This window comes from Commensalibacter melissae, assembly GCF_009734185.1.
GTDB lineage: Bacteria > Pseudomonadota > Alphaproteobacteria > Acetobacterales > Acetobacteraceae > Commensalibacter > Commensalibacter melissae.
This window is the reverse complement of record NZ_CP046393.1, coordinates 1589112-1611513: the sequence shown is the minus strand read 5'-3', so window position 1 is coordinate 1611513 and position 22402 is coordinate 1589112. Positions and strand designations below refer to the sequence as shown.

The 22402-nt window shown below is 39.4% G+C and carries 21 protein-coding genes, 1 tRNA gene and 1 other RNA gene; 4 read left to right on the top strand and 19 right to left on the bottom strand.

All coding sequences use genetic code 11. The features are described 5' to 3' along the window. Nucleotides 1–16: 16 nt before the first annotated feature. The 15 genes from murC to zwf form a co-directional block, all read right to left on the bottom strand. Entirely contained in the window at nucleotides 17–1429 is a 1413-nt protein-coding gene (murC, locus tag GN303_RS07165; RefSeq protein WP_110438469.1) for a UDP-N-acetylmuramate--L-alanine ligase, read from the bottom strand. A gap of 23 nt (nucleotides 1430–1452) precedes the next feature. After that, the gene (gene murG / locus GN303_RS07160; RefSeq protein WP_110438468.1) at nucleotides 1453–2559 is read right to left on the bottom strand and encodes an undecaprenyldiphospho-muramoylpentapeptide beta-N-acetylglucosaminyltransferase; all 1107 of its coding nucleotides are present in this window, start codon (nucleotides 2557–2559) and stop codon (nucleotides 1453–1455) included. Continuing rightward, complete coding sequence (locus tag GN303_RS07155) at nucleotides 2556–3722, bottom strand: FtsW/RodA/SpoVE family cell cycle protein (RefSeq protein ID WP_110438467.1); 1167 nt, start codon at nucleotides 3720–3722, stop codon at nucleotides 2556–2558. Before GN303_RS07155 ends, murG begins: the two co-directional genes overlap by 4 nt. Before the next feature lie 10 nt (nucleotides 3723–3732). Further along, a complete protein-coding gene (gene murD / locus GN303_RS07150) occupies nucleotides 3733–5127 on the bottom strand; it encodes a UDP-N-acetylmuramoyl-L-alanine--D-glutamate ligase (RefSeq protein ID WP_110438466.1) in 1395 nt (464 codons plus the stop codon). A gap of 1 nt (nucleotide 5128) precedes the next feature. Next, a complete protein-coding gene (gene mraY / locus GN303_RS07145) occupies nucleotides 5129–6220 on the bottom strand; it encodes a phospho-N-acetylmuramoyl-pentapeptide-transferase (RefSeq protein ID WP_110438465.1) in 1092 nt (363 codons plus the stop codon). Beyond that, on the bottom strand, nucleotides 6220–7611 hold the full coding sequence (locus GN303_RS07140; RefSeq protein ID WP_110438464.1) for a UDP-N-acetylmuramoyl-tripeptide--D-alanyl-D-alanine ligase: 1392 nt from the start codon (nucleotides 7609–7611) through the stop codon (nucleotides 6220–6222). Before GN303_RS07140 ends, mraY begins: the two co-directional genes overlap by 1 nt. Beyond that, nucleotides 7608–9074, bottom strand: a complete 1467-nt coding sequence (locus GN303_RS07135; RefSeq protein ID WP_110438463.1) for a UDP-N-acetylmuramoyl-L-alanyl-D-glutamate--2,6-diaminopimelate ligase — start codon at nucleotides 9072–9074, stop codon at nucleotides 7608–7610. Before GN303_RS07135 ends, GN303_RS07140 begins: the two co-directional genes overlap by 4 nt. A gap of 16 nt (nucleotides 9075–9090) precedes the next feature. Next, a complete protein-coding gene (locus GN303_RS07130) occupies nucleotides 9091–11046 on the bottom strand; it encodes a peptidoglycan D,D-transpeptidase FtsI family protein (RefSeq protein WP_110438462.1) in 1956 nt (651 codons plus the stop codon). Nucleotides 11047–11066: 20 nt separating this feature from the next. Further along, nucleotides 11067–12035, bottom strand: a complete 969-nt coding sequence (gene ftsL, locus GN303_RS07125) for a cell division protein FtsL (protein ID WP_110438461.1) — start codon at nucleotides 12033–12035, stop codon at nucleotides 11067–11069. After that, nucleotides 12035–13012, bottom strand: coding sequence for a 16S rRNA (cytosine(1402)-N(4))-methyltransferase RsmH (rsmH, locus tag GN303_RS07120; RefSeq protein WP_110438460.1), 978 nt, complete (start codon nucleotides 13010–13012; stop codon nucleotides 12035–12037). The genes ftsL and rsmH overlap by 1 nt, the downstream gene beginning before the upstream one ends. A 2-nt stretch (nucleotides 13013–13014) precedes the next feature. Next, a complete protein-coding gene (mraZ, locus tag GN303_RS07115) occupies nucleotides 13015–13497 on the bottom strand; it encodes a division/cell wall cluster transcriptional repressor MraZ (protein WP_110438459.1) in 483 nt (160 codons plus the stop codon). Nucleotides 13498–13715: 218 nt separating this feature from the next. Beyond that, an RNA gene (gene rnpB / locus GN303_RS07110) (RNase P RNA component class A) lies at nucleotides 13716–14108 on the bottom strand. A 71-nt stretch (nucleotides 14109–14179) separates the two neighbouring features. Then, nucleotides 14180–14791, bottom strand: coding sequence for a ubiquinol-cytochrome c reductase iron-sulfur subunit (gene petA / locus GN303_RS07105; protein WP_110438458.1), 612 nt, complete (start codon nucleotides 14789–14791; stop codon nucleotides 14180–14182). 24 nt (nucleotides 14792–14815) lie between these two features. Next, complete coding sequence (locus GN303_RS07100) at nucleotides 14816–15253, bottom strand: hypothetical protein (protein WP_146206654.1); 438 nt, start codon at nucleotides 15251–15253, stop codon at nucleotides 14816–14818. 298 nt (nucleotides 15254–15551) lie between these two features. Then, the gene (gene zwf, locus GN303_RS07095) at nucleotides 15552–17027 is read right to left on the bottom strand and encodes a glucose-6-phosphate dehydrogenase (RefSeq protein WP_110438456.1); all 1476 of its coding nucleotides are present in this window, start codon (nucleotides 17025–17027) and stop codon (nucleotides 15552–15554) included. A 258-nt stretch (nucleotides 17028–17285) separates the two neighbouring features. Between zwf and GN303_RS07090 the strand changes: the two genes are divergently transcribed. Together GN303_RS07090 and GN303_RS07085 are read left to right on the top strand one after the other, a co-directional pair. Then, nucleotides 17286–17546: a DUF2312 domain-containing protein gene (locus GN303_RS07090; RefSeq protein WP_110438455.1), complete on the top strand. Its 261-nt coding sequence runs from the start codon at nucleotides 17286–17288 to the stop codon at nucleotides 17544–17546. A gap of 37 nt (nucleotides 17547–17583) precedes the next feature. Beyond that, on the top strand, nucleotides 17584–18174 hold the full coding sequence (locus GN303_RS07085) for a hypothetical protein (RefSeq protein ID WP_110438454.1): 591 nt from the start codon (nucleotides 17584–17586) through the stop codon (nucleotides 18172–18174). On the opposite strand, the gene proB is transcribed toward GN303_RS07085, so the two are convergent. From proB to rplU, 4 genes are all read right to left on the bottom strand, one after another. Next, complete coding sequence (gene proB, locus GN303_RS07080; RefSeq protein ID WP_110438453.1) at nucleotides 18149–19297, bottom strand: glutamate 5-kinase; 1149 nt, start codon at nucleotides 19295–19297, stop codon at nucleotides 18149–18151. The genes GN303_RS07085 and proB overlap by 26 nt on opposite strands. Beyond that, the gene (gene obgE / locus GN303_RS07075; protein ID WP_110438452.1) at nucleotides 19297–20331 is read right to left on the bottom strand and encodes a GTPase ObgE; all 1035 of its coding nucleotides are present in this window, start codon (nucleotides 20329–20331) and stop codon (nucleotides 19297–19299) included. The genes proB and obgE overlap by 1 nt, the downstream gene beginning before the upstream one ends. Before the next feature lie 93 nt (nucleotides 20332–20424). Continuing rightward, nucleotides 20425–20694 (bottom strand): 50S ribosomal protein L27, encoded by a 270-nt coding sequence (gene rpmA, locus GN303_RS07070; RefSeq protein WP_110438451.1) that lies wholly within the window; start codon nucleotides 20692–20694, stop codon nucleotides 20425–20427. Between the two features lie 48 nt (nucleotides 20695–20742). Next, nucleotides 20743–21057: a 50S ribosomal protein L21 gene (gene rplU, locus GN303_RS07065; protein ID WP_110438450.1), complete on the bottom strand. Its 315-nt coding sequence runs from the start codon at nucleotides 21055–21057 to the stop codon at nucleotides 20743–20745. A gap of 272 nt (nucleotides 21058–21329) precedes the next feature. Between rplU and GN303_RS07060 the strand changes: the two genes are divergently transcribed. After that, nucleotides 21330–21420: transfer RNA gene (locus GN303_RS07060), tRNA-Ser, on the top strand. A gap of 444 nt (nucleotides 21421–21864) precedes the next feature. Next, entirely contained in the window at nucleotides 21865–22311 is a 447-nt protein-coding gene (locus GN303_RS07055; RefSeq protein WP_110438449.1) for a MucR family transcriptional regulator, read from the top strand. Nucleotides 22312–22402 lie beyond the last annotated feature (91 nt).

Below are 22402 nucleotides of genomic sequence, written 5' to 3'. Positions count from 1 at the left end.
AATTTTATCCTTTATTTCATTTTTTTTGTAAGGCTTTTAATTGTTCGGGTAAAGCATGGGCCCAATTTGTAATGGAACCTGCTCCCAAACAGATAACGAAGTCTCCAGGTTCGGCAATTGCATTAATCATTTCTGCCAATTGATCCTGTTGGGGCAATGCAACGACAGATTGATGTCCATGCGCTCGCAATCCTTCAACAAGCGCCTCTTTATTGATACCTGGAATAGGAATTTCTCCTGCTGGATAGACATCAGCAACAATGACAGTGCTGGCATCATTCATGCAGGAGCAGAATTCGGCAAATAAATTCTGTAATCTTGAATAACGGTGTGGTTGAATGACTGCAATGACATTATGAGTGGTTGCCTGTCTGGCAGCTTTCAAAACCGCTGCAATTTCGACGGGATGATGTCCGTAATCGTCAATAATGGTAATTTTGTTGACTTCCCCGACACGAGTGAAACGACGTTGCACTCCCTTGAAACCGGCAAAGGCAGAACGAATGTTGTCTTCACTGATATCCATTTCCAAGGCTACGGCAATAGCGGCAAGGGCATTTTGTACATTATGCTGCCCGAGCATTGGAATACGGAACGGACCAAGATGTCGATTGATCTGTTTTTGCCGATCTGTAAAAACAACGTTAAATGTTGTTCCTAACTTATCCATAATAACCTTTTCCGCCCGCACATCAGCTTGTGGGGAAAAACCATAAGTAATGAGACGACGGTCTGAAAGTCGGGGTAACATTTTTTGGACGCTGGGATGATCAATACATAAGACAGCAAAACCGTAAAAGGGGATATGGGAAACAAATTGCTGATAGGCATCTTCCATGGCCTCGACTGTTCCCCAATGATCCATATGTTCTGGATCCATGTTGGTAACAACTGCTATAACAACGGGGAGGCGAAGAAAGGAGCCATCACTTTCATCTGCCTCAACAACCATCCAGTCTCCAGATCCCATTCTTGTATTGGTACCGTATGCTTCAATTATTCCGCCATTGATAACTGTTGGATCAAGTTTGGCATATTCGAGCAATGTTGCGATAAGGCTTGTAGTTGTTGTTTTTCCATGAGTTCCGCCCACAGCAATTGACCAGCGTAACCGCATAAGTTCCGCAAGCATTTCCGCTCTTTGTACAACAGGTATAAAATGAGCCCTGGCTTCTATAACCTCTGGATTATCTTTATTAATGGCAGAAGAGACAACAACAACCTGAGCTTTTCCAAGGTTTTCCGCCCTATGACCAATTTTGATCGAAATGCCTAATTTACGCAGTCTTTCCACATTAGCGTTTTCCGCAATATCAGAACCCTGAATATGATAGCCTAGATAATGTAGAGTTTCAGCAATACCGGACATGCCAATACCACCAATACCGACAAAATGAATGATACCAATTGAAAGAGGAAGGGATCTCATGAAAATGCTCTTGTTAAATGAAGTTAGAATGATAGATTTGCAACAGATCGCTCTATTAAATCAGCCAGATTTTTTGCCGCATTGGGATAGGCAGTTTTATGGGATAAGGCAGCTTTTTGCAATTTTTCTGGATGGCTGAACAAATCATTAATTAATTGCGTTAGGTTTGCAATAGTAAAATCAGGTTGATTAATCAACCATGCCGCTCCTTCTTTCTCAAGAATTTGGGCATTATAATACTGTTCTTTGTTGGCGGCATGGGGATAGGGAACTAAAATAGCCGGACGGTTAGTCAGGGCAAGTTCTGCCGTGGATGATCCTCCTGATCGGCCAATTACTAGGTGGGCTTTTTGCAAAAGATCTCCAATGTTCGTTAAAAAAGGTGATAGCTTTGCTTTTATTTCGTTTTTCTGATAATATCGGGTTATTGTTTCAATATCTTCTTGACGTAACTGTTGCGTGATGCGCAGTTTTTTACGTAAGGATAGAGAGAGATTTCCCAAAGCGTAAGGAACAATTTCACCAAAAATTCTTGCTCCTAAAGATCCTCCCCAGATTAATAGATGAATTGTTTCTTTAGGAGGTTCATAAACGGATGGATAAAGGGAGGTGATATCAGGTCGCACGGGAAGACCGGTTACTACTATTTTATCAGAATTGGAAAGCCCTTTCGTGACAGGAAAAGATGTCGCTATTTTGGTGGCGAAAGGTGCAAGAAAGGCATTGGCCTTGCCAATAATTGCGTTACCTTCATGAAGAATGATGATAGGTCTATTTTTTTTGGACAATAATCGTGTGGCAAAAAGAGGCGGAATGGAAGGATATCCACCAAACCCGACAATTGCAGAAACGTGATTCTGAACTAGGATCTTTCTTGCCTCGATAATCCCCTTCATCAAGGAAAAGGTATTACCTATTTTTTTCATTATTGTTTTTTTGTTGATGCCAGCACTATCAATAACGAATTGACGAATGTCATGCCATGAAGCCAATTCTCGATCTTCAATCCTTTTATCCGTCATAAAAACCACAGGATAATCTCGTCTGGTGAGCTGTAGGGCAAGGGATTTGGCTGGGAAGAAATGACCACCTGTTCCCCCTGCGGCAATGGCTATAGCAGGTTTGTTCATTGAACTAAATTTCTCTTACTGAATGGCTGGAAATCATTTTTTGAAAATTTGGGGGCCTCTATCCTGTGTCTTGTCAAAGCAAGCACCATACCAATGGCCAATGCAACAGACATGGCGGATGAACCACCGTATGAGATGAAAGGTAAGGTCATGCCTTTTGTTGGAATAAGGTGAAGGGTAGAGGCCATGTTGATAAAAGCTTGTAATCCAAAACCGGTAATGATGCCTGTTGTTGCCAAAATGATGAAAGGATTGTCTTCCTTGATCATTTTTAACAAAGAACGTACAACAATGAAACAGAATATTAAAATAATAATCATGCAAACAATCATTCCGTATTCTTCACCCGCAACAGCAAACACAAAATCAGCATGTGCATCGGGCAAGAGATCTTTCACGCGTCCTTCACCCGGTCCACGTCCCATCATTCCACCATTTCCAAACGCACGCAGAGCGGTGTCAATCTGATAATGATCACCAACATTGGGATGAAGAAAGCGTTCAACACGAGAACGTACATGTGGAAAAACGGTATAGGCACCGATAAAAGCGGCAACCATGGCCCCAAAAGCAGAAAATACCCAAAATAGGTTGAGACCATTTACGAAAAGCTGGGTTAGCAAAACAGCGGTAATTACGACAAGCATGCCGATATCGGGTTGAGATTTTAAAAGGAAAAGGATAACTCCATAAAAAATAAAAGTTATGAGAAGATTAGGAATATAAAATCGTTTGTTCCATCGAGTTAAAAACCAAGCCGTTAAAACCGCAAAGCAGGGTTTTAAAAATTCAGAAGGCTGGACAGACATCATTGGTAAGGCAATCCATCTACGGGCCCCCTTGATTTCCATACCATGAACAAGGGTATAGGCGGTTGCCAGTATGGCAATAAAACTTCCAATAATTCCAAGTCTTTTTATCCCCTCCACAGACAGCATTGAGGTAACCATGATAATCAGGGCTGCAATGCTCAGGAACATGATCTGTTTAAAGATAAACATGTCTCGTGATGCTCCTATTCTCTGTGCAACGGCAGGGCTGGCGGCTAGCATTAAAATATAGCCAAACCCGATCAACAAACCGACACTTCCCAACATCCAATGATCGATATTTCGCCACCATCGTGCCAGTAATGAATTATCGAGACGGGAAATATTGGACATGATAAATTTCCTAATCGTTTAGGGTTTGACGGAATGATGTTTCTAGTTGCTTGACAAGTTGAATAAACACATTCCCTCTTTCCTCAAAGTTATCAAACTGGTCAAAGCTGGCACAGGCAGGAGAGAGTATTACAGTATGAATATGATGTTGTTTGGCAAATGCAAAAGCGAGAGGGACTGCTTGATCAAGTGTGTGAACAATCTGGTAATGGACGTGATATCTATCTAGGGTTTTTGCTAGCAGTGGTGCATCTTTACCAATCAATAAAGCGAATTTTATTTTAGAAAAATAGGGTGCAAGATCGTCTATTCCTTTAGCCTTGGCCAATCCACCAGCAATCCATACGATTTTATTATAGCAGGTAAGTGCCTTCGAGGTCGCATCTGCATTGGTGGCTTTACTATCATTGATAAAAGTCACTGAATTAATGGTTGCGACAGGTCGCTGTCGATGGGCAAGTCCATTAAAAGAATTAAGACTTTCCGCTATCTGTTGCCGTGCAACGCCCAAAGCGAGGGCCATTGCCGTAGCAGCCGCAGCATTCTGTGCATTGTGTTGCCCAGGAAGAAGACTTGCTTGATTTAAATCAGCAATAATGCCTTTCTTGTCTTGCAGAAGATGCTGATCAACCCAAAAATCGGCATTGATATCTTTTTTCCCAGATATTTTTTTAACCGGAATATCATTTTGGACAAGTCGTTTCGTAATAGATTTACAGTAATCATCCTCTATTCCAATAACTGCCATATCCTGTTGATTTTGATGATCAAAAATATGATATTTGGCTTGAACATATCCTTTCATGTCTCCATGCCGTTCAATATGATCTGGTGTAATATTTAATAAGCATGCGATATCTGCTTTGAAACTGGATAAGCGCTCAAGCATATAGGAGGACATTTCAAGAATGTAAACACCATCGTCCTCCAAATATGGAAGGGATAGGGATGCCGGTCCCAGATTACCTCCTGCTACAGATGTTATTTTAGCTTCTGTTAGAATATGGTTTAGTAAAACAGTGGTCGTTGATTTACCATTTGTTCCAGTTATAGCCACGAAACGTGCTCGAGACCCCGATTTTTTGATAGCTTGATATAAAATCTCTGCATCTGAAAAAATAGGAATTGAATTCAGTCGGGCAAGTTCTGCAACAGGATGTGGTTTTGGTAAAAAATGCGGAATACCAGGAGATAAAATTAAGGCATTGAAATTTTCCAAGTTTTTAAAAGGTGCAAGATGGGGCTTTAACTTTTCAGGGATTTGCTGACGAGCTTTGGGTTGATCATCCCAGACCTGTATTGTTGCACCCATCTGTAAGAGACGTTGGGAAGCGGCAATGCCATTTTTACCTAACCCTAAAATGGCGTAATGATTATTTTTGAATAAATCTTTTGGGAAATCCATTTTAACGCAGTTTCAATGTTGCTAAACCAATAATGCCTAAAATAATGGAAATAATCCAGAAACGAATGACAATTTTTGATTCGGCCCATCCTTTTTTTTCAAAATGGTGATGTAAAGGTGCCATGAGAAAGATTCTTGTTTTAGTTTTTTTATACCATGCGACTTGAATAATGACGGATAGCGTTTCAATTACAAATAAACCGCCGACGATACACAAGACCAGCTCATGTTTTACGGCAACGGCAACAGATCCAATGGCGCCACCCAATGAAAGAGAGCCTGTGTCCCCCATAAAAACAGAAGCCGGAGGGGCGTTAAACCATAAAAATCCTAGTCCTGCCCCTATGACAGCAGCACAGAATATGGCCAATTCCCCAGTTTTAGGAATAAAATGCAATTGTAGATAATCGGCAAAAACACTATTTCCGACAATATAGGCAATCAGCGCAAAAACAAAAAAGGAGATAACAACTGGAACAATGGCAAGCCCGTCAAGTCCATCCGTGAAATTAACCGCATTACCAAAACCACTTATGACAATCATCCCAAAAAGAGGGAAAAAATAGCCTAATGGAATAAGGACATTTTTAAGAAAAGGAAGCGCTAGGTCATTGGCCATTCCTGAAGGGGTCAGTTGTTGTAAAAAATAAGTTGCAACCAGTGAGATTAAAAATTCCCCGCCCAAACGTGTGCGTTTACTTAATCCATCACTGTTATGTTTTGCCAGTTTTTTATAATCATCAAAAAAACCTATTAGGCCAAATCCAAAGGTGACAAATAGTACGATCCAGATAAATCCGTTGGTCAGGTCAGCCCATAAAAGCGTTGAAATTAATAAAGTGGATAAAATTAAAATTCCTCCCATAGTAGGAGTTCCTGCTTTTTCTTTCAAATGCCGTTCCGGGCCAAGGGCACGAATGGGCTGACCTTCACGCTGAATCTGGTGAAGTTTGGCTATTATATAGGGACCCAACCAAATGCTAAGGAAAAAAGCCGTGAAACAGGCGGCAACAGCACGAAATGTTATATAACGAAAAAGATTAAGTAAAAAGGCATAGGCCAGCCCATGATGCATAATCAGATCATATAGCATTAATTTTTCCTTTGATTCATTTTTTGAGTTAACGCCCTAACAATTTTTTCCATATGCATTCCATGACTTCCTTTTACCAGAACAGTGTCTCGATCTTGCAATTGCTGATGAATGAAAGGGATTAGCTCTTCTGCATTTTTACACCATTTCCCTTGTATAGATCGGGGAAGTTGATCAAATACAATTTTCATTGAGGAGCCGCAAGTAAAAACAAGATCAGAATTCTGTATAATACTGGGAATCAAGGAGAGATGCTCCTTTTCGCTATGTTCATCCAGTTCGAATATATCCCCTAAAACTGCGATACGTCGTTTGGGACTCAATAATGTTAGGGTTTTTAATGCGGCCTGAATTGAAAGGGTTGATGCATTATAGCTTTCATCTAGAAGAATTCCTGTTTTATCTATCAAAGGTAAGATTTCTCCTCGTCCTGACCCAGCTGTAAATTGATGCAGGGCGGTAATTGCCTGTTGCAAATCGAGTTTCAAGGAGAATATGGCACCGAGTACAAGGGAGGCATCATGAATGAGATGTTGCCCGGGAGACGCAAGAGAGACGGAAAAGATTTCATTAACTGTTTTAAATTTGAAGATTGAATAATCTGCACCAAGATTTATGGACTGGATTTGAAAATCAGCCTTTTCTGATAAACCTGTTCTGTAAAGATGAACATGATATTGCATTGCTCGTTTTTCAAATAAAGTGAAATCATAAACTGTTTCAGGCAGAATAAAGATGCCGTTTTTTGACAGAGCGGTGATAATCTGGCTTTTTTCCTCGGCAATTGCATCCAGGGTTTTCATCAATCCAAGATGGGAGGATGATACCGTAGTAATAATTGCTATGTCAGGTTTAACCATGGCAGCAAGGGGGGCTATTTCGCCACTGTGGTTCATGCCAATTTCACTGATACAATAGTCGGCATCAGAGGGAAGTCTTGCCAAAGTGAGAGGAACGCCCAGATGGTTGTTATATGAACCTTCGGCAGCATGAATTTTTCCAAAAGGCTGCAAAGCGTTTTTAAGCATTTCCTTTGTTGTGGTTTTACCGACACTTCCAGTGATCGCTATGGCTTTTCCATGAAAACGCTGTCTAGCATAAATCCCCATTTTTGTAAGGGCATGTAACGTATCCGAGACAATTAAAAAGGGTAATTGACTGTTGAATTGGGAAGGAATATGCGTGACAATGACACAAGATGCTCCATTGGCAAGAGCCTGTTGAATATAGTCATGACCATCGCTATTTTCACCTGGAATGGCAATAAAGATATCCCCGGGTCGCAAGGTTCTGGTATCAATGGAGACACCCGTTCCATGTATGGCCTGATGAATGGATAAGGTACCTCCAGTGGCCTGGATAAGATCAGTTTCGTTCCAAAGGAATGTCATAAATATCTCATATATTTCTGTACTATTTTTACATCATCAAAAGGATGGATAGTATTCCCGATAATCTGGCCTTGTTCATGCCCCTTACCAGCAATAACTAAAATATCGCCAGGTTGAAGTTTTTTAACTGTTTGTGCAATGGCCTCTTCTCTGCCAGCGATTTCAACGGCCCGTGGAAAACCTTTTTTAATTTCATTACGGATCAGTGCGGGATTTTCATGCCGGGGATTATCATCCGTAATAATGACATGGTCTGCATATTTCCCCGCCTCAAGAGCCATCAGAGGGCGTTTGCCTTTGTCTCGGTTCCCACCTGCCCCAAATATAATATATAACTCATGATGAACATGTGGACGCAAAGATTGTAAAAGATGGGTCAATGCATCAGGTGTATGGGCATAGTCAACATAAACAGTTGCCCCATTTGGTAAGATGGCAGCCTGTTCCATGCGTCCTTTCACGCCTTTTAGTTTGGGAAGTAGAGGAACAAGGGATTCAAGATGTTCAGAATCTTTTGCGATAAGTGCCATAGAAAGTAGAATATTATCTATCTGGTAACGTCCAAGTAAAGAAAGGGTTGTTGTAACACGGTTTCCTGAAGCTGTTTTATAGGTTATTTCCTGACCATGGGGTAAGGGTTTAACATGATTTAGACGCAAAAAATTTCCTTTGATGCCAACCAGTCTCAATTGTTGTTTTCTTTTTTTTATTATATTTAATAATGTTTCAAGAACGGATGCATTCATATCACTGTTCAATGCGGCAATGGCATTTGATGGTAATATATCTGTAAATAATCTTTGTTTTGCCTGAAAATATGCTTCAAAACTGTGATGGTAATCCAGATGATCCCGGGTTAGATTTGTAAAAGCTGCCGCTTCTAGTTCAATATTGTCAAGCCGGTATTGAGCCAATCCATGTGAAGATGCTTCCATGGCAACATGTGTTACATGTTTTTTGGAAAGATTTTGCATAATTTCATGTAAAATAATAGTGTCAGGTGTGGTTAATACCGGTCCTGTATAATGATAGCCAGCATTATTGAGAACGCCCAAAGTGCCAATTGAAGCGGATTTCAGATTTTCCAGTTCCCATAACTGTCTGGCAAAATCGACGGTGCTTGTTTTACCATTTGTACCTGTAACCGCTATTTTATGATGGGGTAACTTCGGGTAAAATAAGGAAGTTATTTTTGCTATCACTTGACGGGGATTATCACAGTAAATGGGAACGCACTGGCTCGGCAAATCCATGTTTGACCCATTGGTCAAGAGAATCGTATTGGCTCCATTTTCAATGGCCTGTTGAATGAATGCTTGTCCATCAAGCTGATTTCCAGGCAAAGCGGCAAAAAGAAAATCTTTTTGCACTTTCCGGCTGTCCAGTGCAATTCCTCTTATTTCATGATTAGGGAAATAATAGGGAATATTGATATAGGATCGTAATGTATCAAGTGAAATCATGGTAAAATGAAACTGATTATTCTGAGGGGGAAGAGGATGATATATTTTTGTGTCTAGATTTTGTTTTTAATGCGGATTTTGTTTGTCGATTAAGACGAGGATCGCCCGGATCATTTCCTGGACCGAGAGCTTTTACTCCTCTAGGAACTGCAGGACGTAGAGGAATGGATAACTCATTATCTATCCTTCCGGCATTCTTTATATCTGGAAATAATCCAAGCATGGGTCCAATACGTGCAATGATTTTGGATACAGTTGGTGCCGCATTCCATCCGGCTGTTGTCCAGCCATGAGTAAATTTGGTTGGCTTTGGACTATCCAGCATGACATAGACAGCATATCGGGGATTGTTCATCGGAAAAACAGCAGTGAAGGCTGATACATTGACATGTTTTAAATAACCCCCACCTTTTCCCACTTTTTCACTGGTACCAGTTTTCCCTCCTACAAAATAACCTGGAACCTCTGCGTTTTTGCCTGTTCCCTGTGTAACATCTAAACGAAGTATTTTCCTTAGAATAAGGGAATTTTTATCGGAAATAACTTTTTCTCCATCAGGTATGTCAGTTCTAGATGAGGTTGGATCAATAATTACCGGAGGCATTGTCTCATCCTGTCTTGATAATAGAGTGGGCCTGATCAGGTAACCGTCATTCACTGTTGCCGCGGTTCCACGAACAATGGCTAAAGGGGATTGTGCGATACCGTGACCAAATGCGACAGTCATGATGGTGGATATCCCCCAATTTCTGGCAGAGGGCACCAAAGGACGACCTGCTTCGGGTAGTTCAATTGGAACGCGTGCTAAAAAACCCATTCTTTGTAACCAGGCACGCTGTTTTTCTCCCCCAACATCAAGGGCGATGTGTGCAGATGCAGGGTTTGAGGAATATGCCAATACTTCAGGTAAGGAAAGATAGGGAGCAAAATGATCTGTTTTCAAGTCGTGAATGGTAAAGCGACCCACTCTGACTGGTGCTGTTGCAAAACGGTCCCAAATATGTATACCGCCAACTTCCAAAGCCATAGCTGCGTTTTGAAGTTTAAAGGTTGATCCAGGTTCGTACATCCCGTTTGTGGCGCGATTGAATCTTTGATTTGGGGGGGCTTTATTGAAAAAATTTGCATCATAATCGGGTAAACTCACCATTGCCAGAATTTCCCCGGTATGAACATCCATGATAATACCGCATGCAGCTTCTGCCTGAAAAGTTTGCATCGCTGCCTCCACTTCTTCCTGTACTGCGGTTTGAACATGCGTATCAATGGATAATCGTAAAGAGGAATGATCATTCATCAAGCGCTGGTCAAGATATTTTTCAATACCTGCAATACCGTGATCATCAATATCCACGCTGCCGAGAATATGGGCTGCCAATCGTCCTAGTGGATAATGTCTGCGTTCGCCACTTTCAAAATAAATTCCTGGAATGCCAAGGTTATTGATATCAATCTCCTGTTTTGGAGAAATATCGCGAGCTATATAAACAAACTGTTTTTTAGACGAGAGTCTTTGAGTGGTTTTTTCAAGATTAAGATTGGGAAGAATAGATTTCAGTTTTTGAGCAACATCGTTAGGGTCAATAATTTCGATAGGATTTGCATATAACTGTGCCACGGGGAGAGAAATGGCCAAAATCTGTCCATTTCTGTCAATAATAGAGGCTCTGTGGATTTGAGGTAACGAAAAATCTCCAGCAATGGTTCCTTTTGGATCGCTAATTGGAATTGGGGGAACCTGGGGAGCGATTTGTTGTTTTTGAGGGGGCAAAGGTGCTATGATGGTTGCGAAAATTAATTTTAGCATAACCGCACCATAAATGACGCAGAAGCCACATGCTGTGATAAATAAGCGAAGTCTGGTTTTATCTATTTGATAGGTATTAATTTTTTTTTTTTGATTTTTTTTTCTTTTTTCAAAAGATTGTCTATAAAGTTGACCCTTTTGTGAACCTTTTCCATAATTTATCATTTATTTTAACTTTATAGAATTCATTGAGAAAAAGGAACAGGTGCGGGTAGGGAATCATCAGCGTCGTCCCCAAAGGCTGATTCAGAATGATAATGCTGTTTTTGTTTGCTGTTTTGGGCGATTTTTACCGGCGTCGCATGTTTTGGTTTTGCACTGGTTATTACGACGGTGTGTATTTCCTTTTTACCAATGGTGCCATTGTTATTCTTTTCTTTTACAATTGACATCGGCTCAGAACTGTCAGCAATTGAAAATGCAGGTCGAACTGCAGGTTTATGAGCGGATTTTTTGATTAAGGCTGTTGTTTTGATATTTTTTTTATCAATTCGTGGGATATCAGGGAAATCTTTGGTTGCTAGATTTTCTTCATCATCCCTAACATTTTGAACAGGTTTGGTTCTGATAGGAGGTTTTTTTATGTTTTTATTTGAAATATCATCAGAGGAATCAATTGTATTGTTCGTTTTTTTAGCAGTGTAGATTTCGGGTTTTCTGGAAGGGGAATTGAAGGATGCAGATTGGTTTTCTTCATCCGAAGTGCTCGGTTTTGTTGGGGAGTCATGATGTTGTCTGGTCGTATTACTTGAAACAATAGCAGGTTCGGGCTTGTCATCAGGGTTATTCAAGGTTTGTCCATGATTATTAGCGACTGCAAGGAGCAGCTGTTTGCGTGTTTTATCCTCAATCTGTTCCTTTTGAATGGGAGGAAGCACATTGAGCAAGGATGACATTTGTACAAATTGAGTGGGAGCCAAAGGGTGCAATTTTGGCAAAAAGTTGTTGGCCAGAGTTTTTAAACGGTCAGGCTGATTAAGTAAAGTCCATTCTGTCCGTAACATTGCCGTCCGGGCTTTTAGCCGTTCCGTATCATGCACAATTTTGGCGATTTGATGATCCAGTACGGTGGTTTTATGTTTTTGAGTGTACAGGATCATTCCAGATAGGCCGGCAAGTACTGAGCAAAATAACGTTAATGGACGGATTATCATCAGGATATACTCCTTATTTTCTGCCCTGCAAGACGTTTAATGGCTCGTAATTTCGCACTTCGTGAACGGGGATTTAAAAGGACTTCATGTTTTGAAGGGCGAAGAGGCTTATGGGTTAGGGCTTCAAACTTAATCAGTTCGGATTTTTGATGTAGGGATTGAGGATGATGTCTTGAAGGACTTGCAATATTGCCAGTTGCCTGATTCATGATTTCTTTGACAATACGGTCTTCCAGGGAATGAAATGAGACAACAATCAGTTTTCCATCTGGTTTAAGAAGGGAAAGTGCACTTGTTAAGACTTGCCTGATTTGTGTCAATTCATCATTGACGGCAATTCTTAGCGCCTGAAAAGATCGAGTTGCGGGATTAATTTCATTTTTTTTGGACGGAACAATCCTTTTAATCAGGTTTGCCAGTTGTTGTGTTGTTTCAAAAGGTTTTTCAAGTCTATCCTGAATGATGGCTCGAGCGATACGACGTGAGAAACGTTCCTCACCATAATACCATAGAATATCTGCCAATTCGGTTTCGGACAACTGGTTAACAAGATCAGCCGCAGTTTTTCCAGATTTACTCATTCTCATATCCAGCGGTCCATCAAACCGGAATGAAAAACCTCTTTCTGCCTCTTCCAACTGAAAAGAGGAAACTCCCAGATCAAGAACAATACCATCCAGAGATTGGATGTTATTTTCATGAGCAAGCGTTTCAAGTTGAGCAAAATCCCCTTGTAAAAGACGAAGCGTGGGATAGTCGTCAACAATTTTTTGTCCTCGCCTGATGGCATCGGGATCACGATCAATTCCCCATACATTGCAATTGGCTGCGGAAAGAATGGCCTTGCTGTACCCACCTCCACCAAAGGTTGCGTCAATATAAACCGCTTCGGATTTTGGTTGTAAAAGGTCAATTACTTCGTTAAGCATGACGGGGAAATGACCATTGATATCAATTGCTGAATAATTGTCGGCCATGATTATTGGTTCGCTTGCTCAGTTTTAGCCTTGGCGGCGTGTGGCAGAATGACCATTTTTGTTCGTTTAAGCACGGATTCATAATGTTTTTGTGCGGCTACAGGTTCCCAAATTTGGAAAATTGTCCCAAGTCCCATAAAAGTGACCTTATTGGTCAAGTTGGCATGTTGTTTTAGAATGTCAGGAAGGATAATTCTTCCCTCACGGTCAACTTCAATAGGCCAGGCCTGAGCGTAAATAAGGGTTGCGAGGTCATTATGTTCCGTTGAAAGAATGTTGACATCATCCAATACGGCGGTCAGTTTGTTGAAAATGGCAAATGGCCATCCTTCGATACAGGGTAAAGTATGAGAGGGGCGAAGAATAAAGGAAAGTTCTTCCTTGGTGGTTTTTTCTTTTCGTAAATTTAAACGGAAATTTGCTGGAATAGATACTCTTCCTTTGGCATCCAGTCGATTTTGATGTGATCCAAGGAACAAATTCATTACAGGCTATCCCAGATTTAATTTGAATTGATTATTGATCTTTGCTTTTGTTTTACATTATAGCCTTTGGGATATCATGGGTAAATATGGGAGGTCAAATAATTACGTTGGAAATCACTTTTATTTCATAAAATCATGATTGAGATGTATATGAAGTATCGTTAAAATGCCGTAAAAATTATAGTTTTGCATCTTAATGGAAATTTATGGATAAAATTAAAATCAGATAGCGTGTAAGCCGGGTTCTGTTTTTATGAAACATAAATGACGATCATTCATCTTGAATACGATTCGCACCGTATTTCATGCAACCAACCCAGGTAACAGGGCGGAAAAACCCTGATTTAACTGTAAATCTGTTACCTCTATTAGGTTTTGCTCCCGGTGGGGTTTACCATGCCATTCCTGTTGCCAGTCATGCGGTGTGCTTTTACCACGCCTTTTCACCCTTACTTGCATTTATAAATAAATTGGCAAGCGGTTTGTTTTCTGCGGCACTTTCCCTAAGGTCGCCCTCGCCAGTCGTTAACTGGCACCGTTTTTCCGTGGAGCCCGGACTTTCCTCTATTTACGATGCAGATCATGTAAATAGCGATCATCTGGCTATCTGATGGTGTTAAGATGTCGCTATTTCGTGCAAAAAGCAAGATGATTTTATAAAATATCCAACAGGTAAATGATTTTAAAGCTGCATTATGGATGTGAAACTAAAATTTTCCCCTTCTGGGTTTTCACCAATACGAAGAATTCCGGGTTTTAAAATTTTATAGGGGGGAACGGGAAGGTTATAAGGTGCTGGAACATTGTTATATACTCTTCCCGCCAAATCAAATTTAGATCCATGACACGCACAATTATAATATCCGCCAAGTGAATTTCCCAAATTAAGGCTTGGAATACATCCGAGATGCGTGCATACACCAATCAAAACCGCAATTTCTGGCTGAATTGACCGGTGCCAGTTTCTTGTATAGGGAGGTTGTTGCAACTCTTTACTGCTTGGATCACGTAAACGGATCAAAAGTTCTTTGTCTTGTAAAAGTGCAAGTGTTTTGGCTGGACGATGAAGAATAAATACAGCATGTCCCTGCCACATAACGGTAATTTGCTGACCCTCTTTAAGCGAGGAAATATCAACATCCGTGTAATTATGAGTGATGGTGGTATTTTGAGTGTTTAAACTGTTTATAAAAGGCCATGTGCAAACCACACCTCCTACCGTTACTGAACTTGCGGTAAGCAGGGTTAGGAAACTACGACGTGGTACAGTAGGGGGAGAGGAAGATTGATTCATTATGAAAGTTGATATAATGATTATTTAATGAAGCGGATAAAAATGATTGGGTGTATTTTTATCAATTTGTATACTACCATTTTGCCTATTAACACGAAAGGTGAAAATTGTCGGAAAATTCTTTCTTGTATTCAGACATTCCTGATTGTGTTTTTCATGAATTTCAACATTCAAAATTGTTGATCCATCATCATTGTTGATCACGGGAATTAAGCATCTAAGAGGGATTTCTGTTAGATTTTTATCTGTGATGGTCTGTTTTAGATATTTTATTACAGATTGATTATTAGACCAGTCGATTTTCTGTCTTACAAACTGATCGGTCAATTGATTTAACCAACCCATTTCTTGGCAAAAAATAATACCGCCAGATAAGAGTAGCGCAACAATCACGCGTTGTATTATCCTTTTCTTTAAAGAGTTTCTTGATGGAGAAAATGCAAATCTATCGGATTTTGTCATCAGTTTTTCAGATTGATTAAATAATGGAATTATATAATTAAGTTAAAAAATGGAACTGGATAATCAATATTAAGACTTTATTTAATTCAAAATGAAGTCGTTGCAAAGATCATCAAATTAGAATGGAAAAGATAAAAACAAAAGCTATGAATTCATTCTATAAATAATTTTTAGGTAGTTATTAATAAGTAAAAATTCATTAACATCTATCCATCTTATGGATTAAATTTTTTATCTTTAAATGCAGTTTTTTAACCACCATGACTTGAATTGATAAAATCATGGTGATCAACAATCACTATTCTGTCATATTTTCGTGCCAAACATGATTTGCCCGATCTAATAGGTCAAGAGCTTCTTGTGGTCCCCAGCTACCAGCCTTATAATATGTCAGTGGGGTTAGATTTTTTGCCCAACCATCAAGAATGGGTTCTATCCAGCGCCATGAAGCTTCGACTTCATCACGACGGATGAAAAGAATGGGATCCCCTTTGACGACATCCATCAAAAGCCCTTCATAGGAATCGGGGTAGCGGATATGAAAGGCTGTAGGAAATTCAATATTGATTGAGGTGCTGCGTAAATTCGTATAGGTTTTTTGTGGATCCTTGATTTGCAGGGATAATGAAACACCCTCGTCTGGTTGAATACGAATCACAAGACGGTTCGCTTTTGGTGGCGTGGCAAAAAGATTCCAGGCGGAGGGTTTGAACTGAATAATGATTTCACTGACTTTTTTTGCAAGCCTCTTTCCTGTTCTCAGGTAAAATGGTACACCTCCCCAACGGGCGGTATTGATTTCGGCTTTTAAAGTAATGAAAGTTTCTGTATTGCTTTGATCCTTACCAAGATCCTCAAGATATCCGGGTATTTTTTCATTTTTGTAAACGCATGATGTATATTGGCCGCGAACAGTATTATTCTTGATATCCTGTTCCGTCATGGGTTTTAAAGAACGAAGGACTTTTAACTTTTCATTTCTCAGGTCATCGGCATTTAATGAAATGGGAGGATCCATGGCCACCATACATAAAACCTGTAAAAGATGGTTCTGAACCATATCCCTTAATGCGCCAGCTCCATCATAATATCCACCCCGTTTACCCACTCCTACGGTTTCAGCAGCGGTGATCTGGACGTAGTCAATGGCATCCGAATTCCAAAGCCGTTCAAAAACTGGATTGGCGAAACGAAGGGCAATAACATTCTGAACAGTTTCCTTGCCAAGATAATGATCAATACGGTAGATATTATTTTCAGGGAAATGCTTGCCAACACGCTGGTTGATCTCTTCGGCAGTTTTTAACGAGGTTCCAATGGGTTTTTCAAGGATTATACGGGTTGTCGGAGTGATCAGTTTTTTCAATGCAAGATTGTCACAAATATCACCATACAATCTTGGTGCAGTCGCAAAATAAAAAATGCGAATATCATTAGCCTTGTTATGTTCGAATTTCGCTTGCAGTTCTGGCCAGTTGCTATCAGCTTCTGCACCATTTAAGCTGACGTAGGAAATAAGATTTAAAAAATTTCTAATATTTTCTGGATCTTGATAGGATTCTTGAACAAATTCAACCAATCCGTCATGAATGCGTTTTTTAAAATCGTCGTCTGTCAAAGGTGATCTTGCTGTACCGATAATACGAGTTTGGGGTGGAATTTGTTTGTCCAGATAACGATAATACAATGCGGGTAATAATTTCCTTGCAGTTAGGTCGCCTGTTGCCCCAAAAATGATAATATCAAAAGGTGCATAGGCTTGTGTCTGTTCCATAAATTTGGTCTCTCTACATTCTATAAAGTTTAATTTTTGAATATTATTTTGAATCGTATATATTTTGTGAATCTACTCTGTAATATTTTTTTTGATAGTAACATGGTTTTCAAAACAGGAAAAAATATTCTTTAAATTTTCAAAGGATTAAAATTTTCATATTCTGTGGCTATTGGCGATTGACCTGGCATGCAGGGTTACGTAATGAATAGAAACAGCTTTAAATATATTTTAAAAAAATCAAAATAGGAAAAGTGGATGAATGAATTTGATAATAAACCCGAAGTCGGAGGGATCGCCGTTGATCGTCTTCGGACAATTGTTGAACGTATTGAGCGTTTGGAAGAGGAGCGAAAAGGGTTGGCAAATGATATCAAAGATATTTATGCTGAGGCAAAATCGGCGGGATTTGACGTTCCTGTAATCAGAAGGATAATTCGGGCACGTAAACAGGAGCCTGCTGAAGTGGAAGAACAGGAAACTCTTTTTGATGTTTATCGTCGTGCATTGGGTATGTAGTAGAATATAGATTTAATAAAATTGTTGAAATAATATCATGAATTTAACTTTTCCAGAGTGGATCCCTTCTTGGGCGCAGTTTGTTATCCTAATATTGACTGTTACTTTTGGAATTTGTTTTTTGTTTATGCCTTTTGCTGTTTTTGGGCTAAAAGGACGTTTAAATTATTTAAGTCAACAAATGGAGGATATTCAGGCTCAATTACGTATCTTGTTAAAGCGCACGGCTGATTTGCGGCCTCGTTTGGAAACTAAAATACAAGTGGTTGCCAATCATCGAGATGATACAGAAAAAGCAGGTAAAATAGAAAATTCAGAAAAAAAATTGTATGAGCCTGAAAATTATGTTTATCCCTTACCTGCCTTGAAAAAGCGTTTTGCAGCTTCTGATATTTCAAATCAGAATTCATGTGATGTATCGCGGTCATCCCTGAATAAATTTGGTGAGAATATTGGTAAGGTAGAGGTTAAGAAACCGGAAAATAACTTTGATAAGCAGGCTCAGAAAATTTATGTAGAAAATGGGGAGGGGGGATTATATGACCCTCCCTCTTCTCATGATGAAAAAAAGGAGGTTATTAATTTAAAAAAACGTAAAGAACCTATTTTACGCTGGCCGCCGCTGTGAGTGGGGGAACAATCACCATATCATCATGATGGATAACCTCATTGGGGCCGTCCCAGCCCAGTTGGGAATTAATTTTATCAGTTTGAAGACCTATAATTTGAGTGATTTCTGAAGAATCATAAGCAGAAATACCATTTCCGACAATTTTTCCATTCTTGTTGGCAATTTTAATGATATCTCCCCGTTGGAAATGGCCTTCAACTTTGATAATACCGGCAGGCAATAAAGATTTTCCGTTTTTCAATGCTTTTTCCGCGCCATTATCAATAAAAATAGTGCCTTTGGTCGAGATGCTTCCAGCAATCCAGCGTTTACGGGCAGGATAGGGTTTGCGATTGGGAAGAAACCATGAACATCTTGCTCCTTCTTGAAGGGCCTTGAGAGGATGAAGCAGTTTTCCATAAGCGATTGCCATGGCACATCCTGCAGTTGTGGCTATTTTTGCGGCTGCCAGTTTTGTTGCCATGCCACCTGATGAATATCCAGTTGGCGCCTTGCCTCCCATGGCGTAAATTTGTGGAGTAAGTTCAGGAATTGAGGCAAGATGCTTGGCTGATGGATTGGTTTTGGGATCTGCGGTATATAACCCGTCAATATCCGAGAAAAGGATAAGCCGATCAGCTTTGACCATTTCTGCAACTCTTGCTGCCAACCGGTCATTATCTCCAAAACGAATTTCGGAAGTGGCAACGGTATCATTTTCGTTAATGATGGGAATGCAGTTTAATTTCAAAAGTGTTTCAATGGCTGAACGGGCATTGCTATATTGTAACCGCGTTTCCGTATCATCCAGAGTCAATAAAATTTGTGCAGTTGTGATTTTATGGGCAGCGAAAGCCTCATGCCAGGTCTGAGCCAGTTTGATTTGACCTATTGCGGCGGCAGCCTGTTTTTCATCGAGGCGAAGCTTATATCGATTTAATTTTAACTTGTAACGTGCCAAAGCGATCGCACCTGAAGATACAATTAAAATCTGGCAATTTTGCTGACGTAAATGGATTATATCCTCTATCAGGCTTTCTAGCCATGATTGACGAACGCAAGCATTTTTCCCGTCAATTAATAAGGCGCTGCCAATTTTTATGACAATTCTGCGGGCTTGGTTAAGATGTAGATTTTTCATTATATAGGACTGAAATGTTTTGATTTTAAAATTATATCCTGTTTATATTTTGTTATGTAGTTCTGTAAATAAAATAAAATTTCTTTCACCCCATTATGGGTAGCCCCTGAAAGAAGGAAAACCTTATGTCCACTTGCTTGTTCCAGCTCTTTTTGTTTTTGCAGAATTTCTTCAGGGGTAAGCAGATCAGTTTTATTAAGTCCAATCACTTCCCGTTTATTGGCAAGTTCCGTTTGATAGGATTCCAATTCATTGCGAATAATTTTCCAGTTGTTGACAACATCATCAGCTGTTGCATCGATAAGGTGCAATAGCATACTGCATCGTTCAACATGCCCTAGGAAACGATCACCTAATCCATTGCCTTCATGGGCTCCCTCAATGAGACCGGGTATATCTGTTAGGACAAATTCCTCAGTTGGTGACAATCTTACCATTCCTAGTTGTGGATGCAGGGTTGTAAACGGATAATCGGCAATTTTTGGCCGGGCAGCAGAGGCAACAGAAAGAAAGGTTGATTTTCCTGCGTTGGGTAAGCCTACTAATCCTACATCGGCAATAAGCTTTAATCGCAACCAGACCCAACGTTCTTCTCCAGGCCAACCTTTATCAGCATGACGGGGTGCCCGGTTTGTGCTGGATTTAAAACGTGTATTGCCAAATCCTCCATCTCCCCCCCGACAAAGAACTATCTTTTTCCCTTTTTGATTTAGGTCTGCAAGCAAGGTTTCCTTATCTTCGGCAAATATTTGTGTGCCTATGGGAACTTTAATACAGATATTTTCTGCATTTGCACCAGTTTTATTGGCTCCGGATCCATTTTGACCCTTTTTGGCACGGAAATGTTGGGTATAGCGAAAATCTATCAAAGTATTTAAATTGTCAACTGCCTCAAAAATGATATCACCACCACGTCCGCCATCGCCCCCGTCCGGACCACCAAATTCAATATATTTCTCTCTTCTAAAGGCGACCGCACCATCGCCTCCATTTCCTGATTTAACATAGATCTTAGCTTGATCCAGAAATTTCATGTTTTAAAACCTTTAAAATAAAAGGGCCGATTCTTATTGAATCGACCCTTCGTATAATAGTCAATACTTAAAATTGTTTAAGTATATTTTGATCTATTCTGCAGCGTTGCTGATTGCATCCACAGAAACATGCACGTTACCTTTTGAACGGCTTTCAAATCGTACATTTCCATCAATAAGGGCAAAAATGGTATGATCACGACCTAAACCGACATTTTGACCTGGTTTGATTTTTGTACCGCGTTGTCTAACGATAATGTTTCCAGCAACAACATGCTGTCCACCAAATTTCTTAACGCCAAGACGACGTCCAATGGTATCGCGTCCGTTTCTGGATGAACCTCCGGCTTTTTTATGGGCCATTTTTTTCTCCTATTCTAAAAATATCAATATGGTCTGTTTAGGCTAGAACTAAGCAGCGTTGATTTCAGTGATTCGTAAAACTGTTACAGGTTGACGGTGTCCGTTTTTACGACGGCTGTTTTGACGGCGACGTTTTTTGAAAATAATGACTTTTTTAAGACGATCTTGCGCAACAACTGTTGCCTTAACGCTGGCACCTTCAACAACAGGTGTTCCGATTGTGCAGTTTCCTTCATTACCGACACTTAAAACTTCGGTGAATGTGACTGTATTACCTGCCTCGGTATCCAGTTTTTCAACTTTTAGAACCATATTAGGTGTAACGCGATATTGTTTTCCACCTGTGCGGATGATTGCGAACATAATAAACCCTTTAATTTTTCAAACTCTTGTTAGAAAATCTAACTTAGTTTCTTTTTATCAATATCCCATAAAACAGGAATATATTTATTGTGAAGTCTTGTTTATATTGATTTTTAAAGTAAAAAGTCAATAAGCTATTTAAATAAATACAAATTGTTTAATAAATTTCTTTTCATAATTCCGTTAAGTTTGAATATTTTATCTGGTTTTCTTTGAAGGAATAGATTATATATTCGTTGGTTTTATAAAAAATCATGGTTGTTTCTGTTTGTGGAGAGATGCCAGAGCGGTCGAATGGGGCGGTCTCGAAAACCGTTGTGCAATTCTATTGTACCGTGGGTTCGAATCCCACTTTCTCCGCCATGTTTGAATAAATAAATGAATATCAAAAATGATATTTTCCTGCTATCGTGGTTAAATATTTATAATTCGTAATATTATAGATTTTATTATTATGGTTGAACCCCATTATTGATTCCTATATAGGGACCAGTAGAATTATGAGGTGTATTATTTTTACAATTTGTTGTGCATAACAATATTGTTATCAAAGATAAAATTAAAATTCTTTTAATTCCAAAGTTACTCATTGTTTTTGCAAATAGTGTTATTCAATATATTGTACAGCAATATCATAATTATTGATCATAAGTAAGTTACTATTAACATTTATACATTATTTTATTAATTATCTTCTTTAATTTTCAAAAAATAATGCTAAGTATTATTCGACATTAAATTATTTTAACATGAAGTATTTGATATACTTTATTTATTTTAGAATTTAAAAAATTATTGGTGAATAAAATGGAATTAGAAGACAAGAAAATATCATTATTACAATTGACATCCAAGATTGTGTCATCACATATATCTAATAATTCAGTGGAGACCGAACAATTGCCTGAACTTATTCGTCAGGTATATCAAACGCTTTCCTCAATTGAAAAAAATGGTCATGAGGCAGAAAAATTACAGCCTGTTGTTCCTGTAAAACGGTCTGTATTTCCGGATTACATCATTTGTCTCGAAGATGGTAAAAAATTGAAAATGTTGAAACGGCATATTCAGAGTGCCTATGGTTTAACTCCTGAACAATACCGTGAACGTTGGAATTTGCCTCCTGATTATCCAATGGTTGCCCCCAACTATGCTGAACGTCGTTCCAGTCTGGCTCGAGAAATCGGTCTTGGTCGTAAAAATACCATCAGTGATATTCGCAGTGTAAGGAGAGGGAGAAGAGAGGCCTCTTAAGACAAAATAGAACCCTATTAAGTAATTTTTATATAATGTTTTGACTGTTTGCTTCGTGATCGTTATAAATTTTAGATTGATAGATTTGATG